Annotated in this window: 16 protein-coding genes; 7 read left to right on the top strand and 9 right to left on the bottom strand. The window is 71.9% G+C overall.

Annotation, left to right across the window (positions count from 1 at the left end; genetic code table 11):
- Window positions 1-51 precede the first annotated feature (51 nt).
- On the bottom strand, window positions 52-672 hold the full coding sequence (locus ACFY3I_RS06005; RefSeq protein ID WP_390859543.1) for a hypothetical protein: 621 nt from the start codon (window positions 670-672) through the stop codon (window positions 52-54).
- Between the two features lie 322 nt (window positions 673-994).
- Between ACFY3I_RS06005 and ACFY3I_RS06000 the strand changes: the two genes are divergently transcribed.
- A complete protein-coding gene (locus ACFY3I_RS06000; protein ID WP_390860091.1) occupies window positions 995-1,363 on the top strand; it encodes a hypothetical protein in 369 nt (122 codons plus the stop codon).
- Window positions 1,364-1,551: 188 nt separating this feature from the next.
- On the opposite strand, the gene ACFY3I_RS05995 is transcribed toward ACFY3I_RS06000, so the two are convergent.
- The 3 genes from ACFY3I_RS05995 to ACFY3I_RS05985 form a co-directional block, all read right to left on the bottom strand.
- A complete protein-coding gene (locus tag ACFY3I_RS05995; RefSeq protein ID WP_365289241.1) occupies window positions 1,552-1,830 on the bottom strand; it encodes a GlsB/YeaQ/YmgE family stress response membrane protein in 279 nt (92 codons plus the stop codon).
- A gap of 124 nt (window positions 1,831-1,954) precedes the next feature.
- Window positions 1,955-2,284: a hypothetical protein gene (locus tag ACFY3I_RS05990; RefSeq protein WP_390859542.1), complete on the bottom strand. Its 330-nt coding sequence runs from the start codon at window positions 2,282-2,284 to the stop codon at window positions 1,955-1,957.
- Between the two features lie 105 nt (window positions 2,285-2,389).
- Window positions 2,390-3,364 (bottom strand): hypothetical protein, encoded by a 975-nt coding sequence (locus tag ACFY3I_RS05985; RefSeq protein ID WP_390859541.1) that lies wholly within the window; start codon window positions 3,362-3,364, stop codon window positions 2,390-2,392.
- A gap of 242 nt (window positions 3,365-3,606) precedes the next feature.
- Between ACFY3I_RS05985 and ACFY3I_RS05980 the strand changes: the two genes are divergently transcribed.
- The 3 genes from ACFY3I_RS05980 (at window position 3,607) to ACFY3I_RS05970 (ending at window position 5,947) form a co-directional block, all read left to right on the top strand.
- Complete coding sequence (locus ACFY3I_RS05980; RefSeq protein ID WP_365289238.1) at window positions 3,607-4,506, top strand: DMT family transporter; 900 nt, start codon at window positions 3,607-3,609, stop codon at window positions 4,504-4,506.
- Between the two features lie 162 nt (window positions 4,507-4,668).
- The gene (locus ACFY3I_RS05975) at window positions 4,669-5,118 is read left to right on the top strand and encodes a hypothetical protein (protein ID WP_390859540.1); all 450 of its coding nucleotides are present in this window, start codon (window positions 4,669-4,671) and stop codon (window positions 5,116-5,118) included.
- A gap of 157 nt (window positions 5,119-5,275) precedes the next feature.
- A complete protein-coding gene (locus ACFY3I_RS05970; RefSeq protein ID WP_390859539.1) occupies window positions 5,276-5,947 on the top strand; it encodes a class I SAM-dependent methyltransferase in 672 nt (223 codons plus the stop codon).
- A gap of 40 nt (window positions 5,948-5,987) precedes the next feature.
- On the opposite strand, the gene ACFY3I_RS05965 is transcribed toward ACFY3I_RS05970, so the two are convergent.
- Window positions 5,988-6,470, bottom strand: a complete 483-nt coding sequence (locus tag ACFY3I_RS05965) for a hypothetical protein (RefSeq protein WP_390859538.1) — start codon at window positions 6,468-6,470, stop codon at window positions 5,988-5,990.
- Between the two features lie 299 nt (window positions 6,471-6,769).
- On the opposite strand from ACFY3I_RS05965, the gene ACFY3I_RS05960 reads away from it, so the two are divergent.
- Window positions 6,770-7,300: a carbonic anhydrase gene (locus ACFY3I_RS05960; RefSeq protein ID WP_390859537.1), complete on the top strand. Its 531-nt coding sequence runs from the start codon at window positions 6,770-6,772 to the stop codon at window positions 7,298-7,300.
- A 108-nt stretch (window positions 7,301-7,408) separates the two neighbouring features.
- Entirely contained in the window at window positions 7,409-8,479 is a 1,071-nt protein-coding gene (locus tag ACFY3I_RS05955) for an MBL fold metallo-hydrolase (RefSeq protein WP_390859536.1), read from the top strand.
- Window positions 8,480-8,632: 153 nt separating this feature from the next.
- Here ACFY3I_RS05955 and ACFY3I_RS05950 read toward each other — a convergent pair whose 3' ends face one another.
- Together ACFY3I_RS05950 and ACFY3I_RS05945 are read right to left on the bottom strand one after the other, a co-directional pair.
- On the bottom strand, window positions 8,633-9,526 hold the full coding sequence (locus ACFY3I_RS05950) for a dihydrodipicolinate synthase family protein (protein ID WP_365289233.1): 894 nt from the start codon (window positions 9,524-9,526) through the stop codon (window positions 8,633-8,635).
- An 84-nt stretch (window positions 9,527-9,610) separates the two neighbouring features.
- Entirely contained in the window at window positions 9,611-10,012 is a 402-nt protein-coding gene (locus ACFY3I_RS05945) for a tautomerase family protein (protein ID WP_365289232.1), read from the bottom strand.
- Between the two features lie 541 nt (window positions 10,013-10,553).
- Here ACFY3I_RS05945 and ACFY3I_RS05940 point away from each other — a divergent pair.
- Window positions 10,554-11,417, top strand: coding sequence for a hypothetical protein (locus ACFY3I_RS05940; protein WP_390859535.1), 864 nt, complete (start codon window positions 10,554-10,556; stop codon window positions 11,415-11,417).
- A gap of 35 nt (window positions 11,418-11,452) precedes the next feature.
- Here ACFY3I_RS05940 and ACFY3I_RS05935 read toward each other — a convergent pair whose 3' ends face one another.
- The gene (locus ACFY3I_RS05935) at window positions 11,453-12,829 is read right to left on the bottom strand and encodes a sensor histidine kinase (protein WP_390859534.1); all 1,377 of its coding nucleotides are present in this window, start codon (window positions 12,827-12,829) and stop codon (window positions 11,453-11,455) included.
- On the bottom strand, window positions 12,826-13,488 hold the full coding sequence (locus ACFY3I_RS05930; protein WP_390859533.1) for a response regulator transcription factor: 663 nt from the start codon (window positions 13,486-13,488) through the stop codon (window positions 12,826-12,828). Before ACFY3I_RS05930 ends, ACFY3I_RS05935 begins: the two co-directional genes overlap by 4 nt.
- Window positions 13,489-13,496: the final 8 nt, after the last annotated feature.

Raw genomic sequence — 13,496 nt, 5'->3', positions numbered from 1 at the left:
AGCCGGATCCCGTCCCGTCTCCCGGCGCACACGGTGCACCGGACCCCCGGCTCATCCAGCGGATTCGGCCTGGGCCTCGTCCGTCGCGGCCGCCTCCTGTTCCGGCGCGTCGGCAGCGGTGTAGAAGACGGAGGAGCCCTGCTTGGAACGGTGGACGCGGCTCCTGGCGACCAGGTTCTCGAGGGTGGTGCGCACCACCTTGGTGTCGATGGTGCGGTCGGTGTGTGCCGACCTGACGGCCTCCGCGATCTCCGCCGCGGACCGCGGTTCGCTCTGCTCGACCACCTGCTGATGGATGAGTTCGACCAGCGTGGGCCCGGCCGGCTTCCCGGCCTCGGACGGGCGCGCCGCTGCCTTCTTGGCCGGCCGCCGCCTCCCGGTCGCGGGCGCGTTCGCCGTCGCGGACGCGGTCTTCTTCCTGGGGGAGGGCACCGTGGCGGCTTCCGCGCTCTCGGCGTCGGCCGGCTGACGGGGCGCGTCCGGGACGCCGAGTGCCTGCCGCATGTTGACCAACACCGTGTGGTTCTGCTGCAGGGTGACCAACTGGTCCTGAAGTACGGCTAGTTCAGCCGTGATGCGGTCCTGTTCCTTGATGTTGTGTTCGAGATCGCCGGTCACCTGGCTGAGGTACTGCGAAGCCAACTCGGTTGCGTGAGCCGTGTTCTCGGGCATCCGTCTCTCCTCGGTTCGTGGCCGGGCCGAAGCGCCGGCGGATGGCTGCGGCGAGTTCGGAACGGAGACGTCGGCCGCAGTAGGCCCCCGATGGAGCGATATTACGGGTGGGAAGTTCTGTTTCCTCTCCATACGCCTGAGAAGTCGCCCTCGGGAGCCCCGACGACCGCTCGTCAACGGCGCGTGCTACTTCTGTTCGAAGGCGCTGAGGTGTCGTCAATCCCTTTGCGGGGCTGCGAAGGCGGTGTCTAACGTGCGGCACACAGGAAACGTGCGGCAGGGCAGCACGGGACGCGAACGAGGAGCGATCGCCGTGGGAGTGATGGTCTCGGTCCGGGGCTGGCTGGAGTGCGACGAGGAACAACTGGCCCGGATCAAGGAGATCGTGACGGCCGACGATCCGGAAAGTACCTACAGCGGGGGCTGGGCCTTTCCCGTCAGGCAGTACAACTTCGTCAAGTGGGCTTTCTACGGCGCCGACATCCGGGCGGTGGCCCTCGAATGGTTCGAGGAGCGGCTGCGCCGGATCGCCGAGATCCCGGCCTCGTTCCAGGACGAGGAGTACGACGAGAGGCCCAGGGGGCTGTTCCTGGTCAGTCACGAGGTGGACGGCATGAGCGAGTGGAGGGTCCGCGACGGCGTCCTGGTGATCGGCCGCCCGGAAGGGGACTACCGCTACCTCGACGCGTAGGGGGAGCAACTGCGGCGCTGTGGACGCCCGGAGCCCCGGCGTCGTACGTCCCGGGCGCCGGGTGGGGTGGTGGTGCCGGGGCAGGCCGCGACGTGCCGTTCGGCACGGCACACGCGAGGCGGGGCCACGGCGTGGTCGGGATCTCCCCGCTGCGCCGTGGCCCCGTGCCCTTCATCCCGTCCAGCGGGTCAGGCGTGCCGGTGCGAATGCCGGTTGCCGGTGACGACGCGGTAGAGGATGAGCAGGATCAGGGAGCCCACGATCGCGGCTATCCAGGTGGAGAGGTCGAAGAACCCGTCGATGGAGTCGACACCGAAGATCACCTTGCCGAGCCATCCGCCGAGGAGACCGCCGACGATGCCGATGAGCATGGTGACGATGATGCCGCCCGGGTCCTTGCCCGGCATGAGGAGCTTGGCGATGGCTCCGGCGAGCAGACCGATGACGATCCAGGCGATGATGCCCACGATGTGTCTCCACTTCCTCGAAAAGCGGCTGGTGTCAGCTCATCGTGTGCACCGATCCGGCCCGAACAAACGTCTCGGCTGGGTCACGGTGCCGCCGGGATGCCATGGGCGGGCGCGCTGCCCGTCACAGTCCGGCGATGTCCCCGACCGCCTTGCGCACGGAGTCCAGTGCGTCCACCACGGCGTTGTTCCGACTCGCGCGCGCCGCCCTGTCCGCCGGCACCAGCCGCGCGGCGACCCGCACGGCGTGGGCGTCCGGGTCACCGAAGGCGGTCCGCGGTTCCTCCTCCGAGTCCTCGCAGTGGGCCGTGACCTCCTTGACCGCCCGCAGGACGACTGCCCGGTCCACCCCCGGCTGCTGGACCAGGCGTACTTGGAAGCGCGCCAACCACTTCTCGCGGTCCTTCTCCCGCGCCGCGTCCGTCGTCCGTCCCGTCTCGTTCTTCTTCGCCACGTGCTCTCCCAGGCGTTCGGCGGTCGTCCGTCACCGACTGGGACGTCGGGACGGCGAAGCGGGTTGCCGGAGGGCGGTCCTGATCTCCTGAGCGGTGCCGGTTCCTCAGACCCGGTCGGGTCCCGAGGGCGGTAGCAGGTCCCGGGACCAGCGGACGGGGTGGTCGCCCGTGCCGTGGGTGAGCCAGGTGCCGTCGCCCAGGGGCCTGAGTTCGTACGGGTTGACCACCTCGATGCCGATCTCGCCGCCGTGCCGGCCCGTGCGCACGTCGATGAGGTGGTGGCGGAACCATTCGTCCCCGTCCTGGGTCTCACCGCCCAGGGTGACGATGGCCGTCTCCGGGGTCAGGTAGCCGCCGCTCCACTCCACGAAGGTGTCCTCCGGGTCGTACCCGAAGGCTTCGACGGGAAGGGTGAGGAGGGTCTCCCCGGTGGGGTGGCGGTGGAAGGCGACATCCCCCTGACCGTGGTCGACGGTCATGAACTGTTCCCCGTCCGGCGCCAGGTCGATCACGATCCGGTCGTCCCACGGGTACGTCATGAACTCCGGTTCGCCGCCGTCCCCGGTCCTACCCCTGAGAACGACGGAACCGTCCTGACCCTCGCCGACGTCGAGGTAGATGCTGCCGTCCACGGGGTGCACGAGATGCTCCGCGCCGTGTCCCACCGTCTCCAGCCCGTGCCGGGCCAGGACCGCGCCGGTGTCCGCGTCGTACACGACCCACTGGTCCGCGCCGCCGCGACGGGCCATCGCGTCCGGCCGGTAGACCCACACCGTCCCGCCGTCCGCCGACAACGTACAGCCAGGCCGGTGACCGTGACGCACGTCCGAGTGCGGTTCGAAGTCCGACGCCCACACGAGGTCACCGGTGCGCGTCAGGCAGACGACCCGATGCAACGTCGTGTACACGACGCGCTCGAGATCGGGCCGGACCGCCGACTCCACGACCTCGTCGCCGGCCAGCGGCCGGTACACGGCGGCGGGTTCCAGGGGACCGAACGCGGCGGAGTCCACCACGTAGGCGTGGATGTGCCCGCCGCGGTGGCGTGTGATGACCTTCGGAGACCGTGCAGCAGTCATCCGCCGAGGCTAGCCCCTCGGCTCAGGCCCGTCACGAGCCGGGATACGGTCCGGAACCGCACGACCTGGCATGTCCGCCGTACTTGGCTAGACTCTGTGCAGAGTTCACCGTTCGCACAGGTGAAACCCGCCGGAGTCGCCCTGTCGCGACGCGTCACCGGAACCGGACCTCCGTCCCCACGACCCGGTCGGAACGACCCGCTCGAAAGCCCGGAAGCGATGCGGTCGACATGATCTTCGCGATGGCATTCGCCGTGCTCGCCGCAGGCAGCAACGCCTGGGGCACGGTCCTGCAACGACGCGCGGCGACGGCCACCCCCGAGTCGCGTTCCCCCTTCGCGCTCGTCCTGGCCCTGGTGCGCAATCCCGTCTGGCTCGGCGGCATCCTCGGAGTGGTCGGCTCGGCGTTGTTCCAGGCGCTCGCACTCAATTTCGGCAGCCTGGCCGCCGTCCAGCCGATCTTCATCCTCGAGCTCCCGCTCGCACTCGTCTTCGGAAGCCTCGTCTTTCACGTCCAGGTCTCCCGGAAGGCGTGGGGGTGCGTCGTCGCCATCTTCGCGGGCTTGGCGATCAGTCTCTTCTCCGCCGCCCCCACCGGGGGCCGGGAGCAGGTGCCCGGCATGTGGTGGATCCCGACGGTCGTCGCCGTGGCCGTGGTGGAGACCGTCCTCATCGGCGTCGGCCTGCGCCGCCCGCACGGCCTGGCCCGTGCCGCCTGCCTGGCCGCGGCGGCCGCCGTCGGCAACGCCCTCACGGCGGCCTTCGTGAAGTCCGCGACGCACATCCTGTCCCGGCAGGGAACCGCCGCCTTCTTCCTGGCATGGCAGACCTACGCCTTCGCGGTCGTCGGCTCGCTCTCCATCATCCTGCTCGGCTACGCCATGCAGGGCGGTCCCCTCATCGCCTCGCAGCCCGCGCTCACCCTCGGGGACGCCGTGGTCAGCTTCTGCCTCGGCGTCACGCTCTTCGCCGAGTCGCCCCGCCAGGGCATGTGGCTCATGCCCGCCTTCCTGGGGGTCGCCCTGCTCTCGTACGGCGTCTTCGTGCTCTCCCGCACCCGGTGCCTGGCGAAGTGCGTCGACCGGGACGAGGGGGACGAGGCGGACCAGGCGCGGGATCGCACCGCGACGACGGTTCTGTAGCCGCCCGGCCGGTCCACACCGCCCTCGGCCCGGCCGCTCCGTACCGCCCTCGGCCCGGCCGCTCCGCGGGCCCGCCCTCGGCCTGGATCCGGCGTTCAGGGCCTGTGGTAGGCGTGTCACACTGTGGGCATGCCGTGGGGTGCGTTCAGGCGGGGGAGGGCGGTGCCGCTCGCGATTGCGGCGCTCTGCCTGGGAGTTGCGGTGGTGGGGGGCTGTTCGCTGGGCGGCGAGATATCCGACGCCCGCACCATCGACGCCGCACCCGTACGGGTCCACGGGGTCATAGACCGCGTCGAGCCGGTCAAAGGGGGCAAGACGTACTGGGTGTCGTACCGGTTCGGGGGTCGTCGGTTCACCACCGCGAATCTTCCGGTGGGTTCAGGTGCCGGGCCGATGGACCCCACGACGGGCTCCTCGGTGTGCCTCGAAGCCTCGGGCGAGCACCCGGGGACCGTACGCCTGTGCGGCCAGCGGTACCCGGGCGGCGACGACCTGATCCCCGCCGAAGGGCTCATCGTGCTGGCAGGTGTCGTGGGCGTCCTGATGGCAGCCGGCTGGATCCTGAAGATCAGGGACACCGGTCGGGACGCGCGGTCGGTCGCGGCCCGCTGACGGCTCCGGGTCCCATGGGCGCCGTGGTTTGCCGATCCGGCAATTTCGCGGGCCGTTCGGCGAGAGCCGGGGCATTGTCGACGACGCGCCCCGCATGCCGGGGCGCGGCAGCTGACCAGCCGTGTGGCACGGCACCATGAGCAACGGGAGGCGTCCGATGGCAGGACACCACGAGCACGGCCGAAGCGGCGCCGACGACGCGCAGGGGGCCGCGGCGATGTTCGAGCCGACGGGATGGGACGAGCGGTACGCGGGGCAGGAGCGGTTCTGGAGCGGCGAGCCCAACCCCCAACTGGTCGCCGCCGCCGAGCGGCTTGCCCCCGGGGCCGCGCTCGACGTCGGCTGTGGTGAGGGCGGCGACGTCGTGTGGCTGGCCGGGCAGGGCTGGCGGGTGACCGGCGCCGACTTCTCGGCCGAGGGCCTTGCCCGTGCCTCCCGGCACACCGAGGACGCGGGCGTGGCCGAGCGCGTCGACTGGTGGCAGGTCGACGCCCGGACCTTCGAGGCCGCAGGCCGGGTGTACGACCTGGTCACCAGTCACTACCTGCATGCTCCCGACGGCGGCATGGTCGACGTGACCCGCCGTCTCGCCACGGCCGTCGCCCCCGGCGGGCTGCTCCTGGTCGTGGGTCACGCGCCCTCCCACGAGTTCACCCAGCTCTCCGAGAGCCACCGCAACGCGATGTTCCTGGCCGCGGAACTCCTCCCCGGCCTGCCGGACGACTTCGAGCCCGTCGCCGTGGAGCAGCGCCGTCGCACACTCGAGCGGGACGGCGGGCCGGTCGAGGCGGAGGACTCGGTCCTGCTGGCTCGCCGCGCGACGCGCTGACGCGGCCCGGACCTGCGACTCCAGGCCGCGCCGCGAGCGCTCAGTAGACCGTGACGTCCCAGTGGTTGCCCTCGTCGCAGTACAGGTTGCCGGAGGCGGCCTGCCACTGCGGGTAGCCGTCACCGCGGTAGCCGATGTAGGTGAAGCTGTTGTGCACGTACCCGTCGAGACACGAGTTGTGTGCCAGGTCGACCTTGTACCCGTTGTAGTGGCTGTAGGTGCCGGAGGCGTGGCCGACCTCCGTGCCGCCGGTGATGTTGACGGCACAGCCACTGGACCGCTTCAGCGTGATCACGGTGTCGACGGTGCCGGAGTTGATCTGGTCGAACGACGTGCACGTCGAGTTGGAGCGAGTGGTGCAGTTGCCGCTGGAGCTCCAGGTGACGCCCGCGGCGGAGAGTTTGGCGGCCGCCGCCGACTGGGTCATCTTGGTGCCGCTGGCCTGGGCGGCCGGAGTGGCGAGGGCGAGGGCGGCCACCGTGAGCAGAGCGGGGACGGCGAGCCGGCGAGGACGGATGGGCACGGAGCCTCCTGAAGTGGGGGAGAGGCGGGACCTGTTGACCTTGCGCCCACCAAGCTAGCGGGATTCGTCGGCGGGACAAGTACGCCTCGTCGCCGCGCGCGTGGCCCCGGAAGCCGCCGGACCGTTGACGGACGTCCGGCGCACATGCGCGCCCGTGATCCTACGGGCGGTGCGGGTGGGCACACTTCGCGCGGCCGGGTGGCGTGCGGGAGGGTGGCGGTCCAGGGTGGGTGGTGTCCGGGAGCGCCGCCGGTGACGCCGGGATCCGGCCGGGCTCGCGGCGGGAAGGGGTTGTCGCTGTGATCGACACCAACGAGCTGGTCGAACGGAATGCCGTTGTCGCCGGTGGCGGGAGGTTCGCCGGTCTGGGGCTCATGCCCAGCGCGGGTCTGACGGTCATCGGATGCGTGGATCCCCGTGTCGACCCGAGCGCAGTGCTCGGGCTCGGGCTCGGCGAGGCCGCGGTGATCCGCAACGTCGGGGGACGGGTCACGCCCGCGACACTCCGGACGCTGGGAATGCTGGCGGAGGTGGTCCAGGCACGCACCGGCGGGTCCGGCCCGGGGATCGGACATTACGCGGTCCTGCACCACACCGACTGCGGGATCACCGACCTGGCCGCGTTCCCCGACCTGCTGGCCGAGTACTTCGAGGTGCCGGCCGCGGATCTGGACGCCAAGGCGGTCACCGACCCGGTGGCGGCAGTCCGCGTCGACACCGAGATCCTCCGACGGCGGCTTCGGCCGGGCGTGTCGGTCTCGGGACTCGTGTACGACGTGGCCACCGGGCTCATCGACGTCGTCGTCCCGGCCGCGGGAGCGGATTCGTGACGTCCGAGCGCGCCCGCGCCAGGCACGGCATGGACGGATCCGAGGTGTGTGCCGGCGGCCGCTCGCCCGGCCCGCGCCGGTGGTCCCGGCGGGAGGTCGTCCCCCGGAATGTGTGACGATCACGGGCATTCGACGGCCGAGGCGGCGTGGTCGGCGCCGCGCGGCGCACCGGGCGCGGCTGTCGACCCGGTGACGCTGCCCGAGGTCGACGAGGTCAGGGTCACGACGATGGTCGACAACACCTTCGACGCCCTGCTGGCCTCCGCCGACGGAGTCACCCGGGCGTCGATGGGCGCCGGGCGGACGGCCGCGCGCGCCTTCGCCGGCGGCGAGACCGTCGCGGGGCTGCGTGCCGAGCACGGGTTCTCCGCCATGGTCACGGTCCGCCGCGGGAACGTCACCAGCACGCTCCTGTTCGACACCGGCGCCTCCCCGGACGCGCTGGCGGTGAACGCCGAGCGCCTGGGCGTCGAGGTCGGCGGCCTGCTGGGCGTCGTACTCAGCCACGGACACTTCGACCACGCGGGCGGCTTCGACGGCCTGGCCCGGTTGCGCGGGCGCTCCGGCCTACCCCTGACCGTGCATCCCGCGGTGTGGACCCGCCGCCGCCTGGCACCGCCCTCCGGCCAGGGTCTGGAGTTGCCGACGCTGTCCCGGGGCGCACTGGAGCGCGAGGGGTTCGAGGTGATCGAGCGGCGGCAGCCGTCCCTGCTGGCCGGCGGCATCCTGATCACCGGCGAGGTGGACCGGGTCACCGAGTTCGAGCGCGGCATGCCACCGGCACACCAGGCCTGGGACGGGGACGGCTGGCGTCACGACCCCACCGTCATCGACGACCAGGCACTCGTCGTCAACGTGCGCGGCCGAGGCCTTGTCGTCGTCACCGGCTGCGGTCACGCCGGGGTGGTCAACATCGTCCGGCACGCCATGAGACTGACCGGCGTGGGCACGCTCCTGGCGCTCGTCGGCGGCTTCCATCTGAGCGGACCCGCCTTCGAGCCGGTCATCGGCCCGACGGTGGCCGCGCTCACCGACCTCGCACCCGAGCTGATCGTCCCCGGCCACTGCACCGGCTGGCGCGCCCAGCACGCCCTCGCCGCGGCCCTTCCGGACGCGTGGGTGCAGACCAGCGTCGGAACCACCTACGCCCTCACCGCGCCGACGGCGGGCGACGCCTGACCAGCTCGCCCGGAACCCCGCCGGAGACCCGATGCGCTGTGCGGTCGCCGGCCTCCCGGATCGTGAGCCGGTCTCCAGGTCCGATCGCGAGCCGGTCCGCGGACCAGGTGGCGAGCCGGTCCGCGGGCGCCAGGTCGTGAGCCCGCCTCGGCGTCAGATCGTGAGGTGGAGGGAGTCCAGTACGGCGGTGACGTCCCGGCGCGCGGATTCGTCCAGGCCGCGCAGGGGACGCGGCAGGTTCGGCTCCGACACCAGGCCGAGGTGCGACGCCGCGGCGGAAAGCACCCGCAGACCACCGTGCCGGCGGAACAGGACCCACAACGGTTCCAGCGCGTCGGACGACTCCGTGGCCCGGTCGGCGTCACCGGCCAGGGCCGCGCGGGCGAGGGCGAGCGCGGTTCGGGGGAACAGGCCGCCCACGGCCGAGTACCAGACGTCGCACCCGGCGTTCAGTCCGCGCACCCCCGCCCAGTCGCCGCTGACCCCGATGGCGACCGTCTCGGGGATCGCCGCACGGAGCGCGTCGATCCGGGCCCTGGCCTGGCCGAAGTCGTCCGGAACAGCGGGGATCTTGACGGACCGGACGTTCGGGAGCCGGGAGATGCGACCGTGCAGTTCGTCGGTGAAGTGCACCTTGGTGGTGCGCGGGTTGTCGTAGACGCACAGCGGCACGGACAGCTCGCGGGTGACGTCCTCGTACAGGCCGAACACCTCGTCGTCCGTGAGCGGTTGGTACGTCACCGGTGCGAGCAGTACCGCCTGCGCGCCGGCCTTCTGGGCGTCCTCGGCCAGAGCCAGGACGTGAGAGGTGCGGGGCGCGCCGATGGCGACCATGACGGGAACACCGTCGGCGGCGTCCACCGCGACCTTCGCGGCGCGGGCGCGCTGTTCGCGGGTGAGGTAGGCGTAACCGCCGGTGGAGCCGAGCGCTCCTACGGAGTCCACTCCGGCGTCCGCGAGCCGGGCGACGAGTGCCGCGTACGCGGTGTAGTCGATGCCCTGCTCGTCGGTGGGTGTGAGGGGAAAGGCGCTGAGGCCGTGGAACATGATGGCTGGCTCGGCAATCGGTCGAAGTGATCCGGGTCGCGGACGGGTGTGCCAGGGGCACGGTTCAGTCGTGAAGCCAGCATGTCACCAGCGCGGGTCGGTCCCGGCGAGCTGGAGCTCGCCCCTCCCGAACGAGAAGTTCTCGTTCGGGACCGGGATCAGGGCGATGAACACGTCGTCGGGTGAGATGCCCAGGGCCTCGACCACCAGTCTGTTGATGGCCGCGGCCACGGCCCGCTTGTTCTCGAGCGGCCGGTGGGCACCCAGGAGAAGGGTGATGATCATGGCGTCGTCGCCGCGCCGCATCCCCATGAAGGCCGGGTCGAGGTACAGCTCGTTCTCGCCGTGCTCGCTGATCATGATGAACCGGTCGCCCTCGGGGATTCCGAGGCCCTCCACCAGCGACTGGTTGAGCGCGTCGGCGAGTGCGCGCTTCTGGTCCGGTGAGTAGCGGCCGGCGGGAACGTGGGCGTTGAAGACGGGCATGACGTGCTCCTGGGGCGGTGGGAGGGTCTCGCGGGCGCCGCCGGCCCTCGTGCGTCGAGGGGGGGCGGGCTTCCTGGCGTGTCTCGCGTTCGCGCGAGGCGGCGGCATGTCCCAGGCTGACATTATTGGTTTAATAATGCAACCAAAGGGGTCGGCCGATTTGCTCGACGGACTTCTTCACGGGGGGCGTGTCCGGCGTACTCCCGGGTCTGTCGGACACCGCCTCGTCGGAGGGGGAGCAGAGGATGCTCTTGTCGGTGCGCGCGGGGCGGGCTCTGCCCGAGGCCCTCAAGCGCGCTGTTCCTCGCCGTCATCCTCGGCCTGGTCGTCCACCTGTCGGTCACCCGGAAGGACGCGCGGGAGCCGGGGCCCACCGCGCGACACGCGCTTTGAGCAGGTGACGGCGGGCGGTGGCCCGCATGCGGACGGACACTGCCAGGGCCGACCGCGGCGACCGCCCCCAGGGTCGCCTCTTCCCACCTGACTCCGGCCCCCGACCCGGGGCCGGAGTCAGGTCGCACTCTCGAACGGAGCCCCCACCGTGGAACGACCGGAACTCCTCACCGATCCCAGCGCGGCGAACAGGACCAGGTCGGTGATGAAGCGACTCCCGGAGGTGACCCTCGCGTTCTGGATCATGAAGATCGCCGCGACCACCCTCGGCGAGACCGCCGGCGACCTCTTCGCGCAGACCCTGGGACTCGGCTACTTCCTTGCCACGGTCGCGCTGTTCCTCCTCTTCGTGGTGACACTCGTCGCGCAGCTCGGAGCCGGCCGCTACCACCCGTTCCTCTACTGGGCCGTGATCCTGTCCACCAGCATGGCCGGCACCACCATGTCCGACTTCATGAACCGGGACGCCGGCGCCAAGTACCTCTCCGGCGGGGCCACTTCGCTCGGCTGGGGGCCGCAGGGCCTCGGCCTCGGCTATCCGGCGGGCGCCGCGATCCTGGTCTCGGTCCTGCTGGCCGTCTTCGCGGTCTGGCGGCTGACCGGGACGACCTTCCGGATCGGGGACATCGTCACCTTCCGCGCCGAGGCCCTGTTCTGGTCGGCGATCCTCGTCTCCAACACGCTCGGCACCTCGATGGGCGACTTCCTCTCCGACAGCTCCGGCCTCGGCTACGGCGGCGGTGCGCTGCTGGTGACCGGGGCGCTCGCCGTGCTGGTCGCGCTGATGAGGGTGCCGGTGGTGCCGAACGTACTGCTCTTCTGGATCGCCTTCGTCCTGACCCGCCCGCTGGGCGCGACCGCGGGCGACCTCCTGACCAAGCCGGCCGCCAAGGGCGGCCTGAACCTCGGCACCATGGGCTCCTCGGCCGTACTGCTGGCCGTCCTCGTCGGCATGGTGGCCCACGCGCAGATCCGCGAGCGCCGGACCGCCACCGCGCAGCCGCGGGGGTGAGAGCCGGTCGCCCCGCGGTCCGACGGGGACGCGCGTCACCCGGACGGCAGGTCGACCAGGAAGCACGCTCCGGCGGCGTGCCCGGGATCGTGGGTCACGTCACCGCCCACGGCCCTGGCCAGTCGCCGGGCGAGCGGCAGCCCGAGTCCCGCGCCGTCGTGGGCGTCGTCGGGGTCGGCGCGGCGGCCGGGCTGGAAGAGGTCGTGGAGGAAGGCTTCCGGTACGCCGGGACCGTCGTCGGTGACGGTGATCCGCACGCCGCCGTGGCGCGGCCGCGCGGAGACGGTCACGGTGGAGCGGGCGTACCGGAGGGCGTTGGCCAGCAGTGGGCTCACCACGCGTTCGAGGAGCGCGGGCGCGACCCCGGCTTCCAGCCGGGCGTCCGGCACGTCGACGGCGGTTCTGATCCGGTTCGGCGTGTCCAGGTGCTGCGCCAGCCGGTCGAGGACCGGTGCGACGGCGGTGGTGCCGGGGGCCGCGGAGGGCGTGTGCGCGCTCTCGCGCGTGTGATCGAGCAGGGTGTCGCAGATCGTGCGCATCGACTGGGCGGCCTCGGCGATCACCTCGTGCGTGGCGCGGGTGTCGGCCTCCGAGCGCGGGCGGGCCCGCCACCAGTCGAGTTCGATGATGATGCGGGTGAGCGGGGTGCGCAGTTCGTGGGACAGCTCGCCGGTCAGCTGCTGCTCGTGCCGCAGCACGGTGCGGATGCGGTCCAGGAGGGCGTCCAACGAGGCGCCGAGGCGGGCGAGTTCGACCGGGTGACGGGCCGCGCCGAAGCGTTCGTCGGAGCCGACGGCGCTCCACTGGGTGGCCTGGTCGGTCATCGTCCGCACGGGACGCAGCGCCCGGCCGACGGCCAGGCGTGTCAGCACATAGGTGCACAGGAGCATGACCGCGTCCAGGACCAGCGACCCGAGCAGCACGGTCCTCGCCGAGTTGCGGAAGGGTGCGAGGTCCAGGGCCGTGACGACGGTGGCGGTGCCCAGGGCTCCCGGCACGGTCCCCGAACACAGGCGTACGAAGCGCGGGTTCACGGCCCGTACGGTCGTACAGAACGGTGATCCGCCGGCGGCGAGCCGGCCGGCGGCCCGGGTGAGGGTGTCGTCGGAGGAGGCCGTCGGCGGCCGTTCCAGCAGCCGAGTCCCGTCGTAGATCCACACGTTGGCGTCGAGGAGGCGGTCGTTGACGCTCTTAACGACCCGCACCCGCGGGCCGCCCGTGTCGACGGTGGTGGCGACGGCGGCCGCGCGGTTGCGCAGTTCGTCGTCCGCCTGGTGCCGCAGATGCCGGTCCATGACGGTGTTGAACGCCACGGTCAGGACGGTCATCAGGAGCGCTGCCGTGGCCAGCGCCACGAGGGAGAGCCGCCCGCGCAGGGTGTGCGGGGCGGGCAGGCGTGGGAGCCGGTTCATGCCAGCCGGTGCCCGACGCCTCGTACCGTGCTGAGGCTCAGGTCGACGGCCGCCTCGCGCAGCCTGCGGCGCAGCCTGCTCAGGTACTGGTCCAGCGTGTTGTCACTGACCTGCGCGCCGTCCGGCCAGGCCGTCCTGACCAGGGCGCGCCGGCTCACGATGCCGCCGTCCGCGGCCACGAGGGCGGCCAGCAGCCGGAACTCCGTCGGGGACAGGTCCAGGTGCGCCTCGCCGGCCGTCGCGCTGTGCCGGGTGGCGTCCAGCGCCAGGTTCCCGGCCCTGACCACGGCCGGCGGCCCGGCACGGCGGAGCGCGACCCGCAGTCGGGCGACGAGTTCGGCGAGGTGGAACGGCTTGGGCAGGTAGTCGTCGGCTCCGGCGGAGAACCCGGAGAGCCGGTCGGTGAGGTGCCTGCGGGCCGTCAGGAAGATGATCGGGGCCGTGAACCCGTTGGCGCGCATCGCCTGGCACACGTCCCTGCCGTCCGCGTCCGGCAGCCCGACGTCCAGGACCACCGCCGCGACGCCGTCGGCGGCCAGCCGCAGGGCGGTGGCACCGTCGGCGGCGGGCAGCGGATCGAACCCTTCGTCGGCCAGGCCGCGGCGCAGCACGTCACGCAGGGCGTGATCGTCCTCGACGACGAGGATCTTGTGCCGCATGGTCCTCC

The sequence above is a fragment of the Streptomyces sp. NPDC001068 genome (assembly GCF_042897315.1).
Lineage (GTDB): Bacteria > Actinomycetota > Actinomycetes > Streptomycetales > Streptomycetaceae > Streptomyces.
The sequence above is the reverse complement of the archived record's forward strand: the minus strand, read 5'-3'. Positions and strand labels throughout refer to the sequence as shown.